A 379-nucleotide genomic window follows, 5' to 3' on the forward strand; every position below is an offset into this window, starting at 1 on the left:
GTATTGATTAGGCTGCTTAAGCCGTTGGAATACTATGCGGAGAAGTATGGAACCTGGAGGTACGGGCTTAATAAGCTCTACCTGTTGATGGAGAAACAACACAACCGCGGCCAGGATGGCGCCGGGGTGGTAAATCTGAAGCTGGACCAGCCGGCCGGAAAGAAATACCTGTTCCGCGAGCGTTCAAACCTGAGTAATCCCATCCAGGATGTATTTGCCCGCATTTTTAAGCATTTTGCCTACGACGACGGACACAATCACGAACTCTTTTGTAACCCTGCATGGGCAAAGGAGAATTTGCCTTTTGCCGGCGAACTCTATCTGGGCCACTTGCGATACGGTACTTTCGGAAACAGCTCTCTCGACTATGTGCATCCGG

General features: G+C 50.7%; 1 protein-coding gene. It reads left to right on the forward strand.

Annotated features, from left to right (window positions below; genetic code table 11):
- Window positions 1-379, forward strand: a 379-nt coding sequence (locus tag C6366_RS21440) for a hypothetical protein (protein ID WP_199221637.1), incomplete at both ends; no start/stop codon positions are given.

Origin of the sequence: Desulfonatronum sp. SC1, assembly GCF_003046795.1 — a bacterium.
Classification (GTDB): domain Bacteria; phylum Desulfobacterota; class Desulfovibrionia; order Desulfovibrionales; family Desulfonatronaceae; genus Desulfonatronum.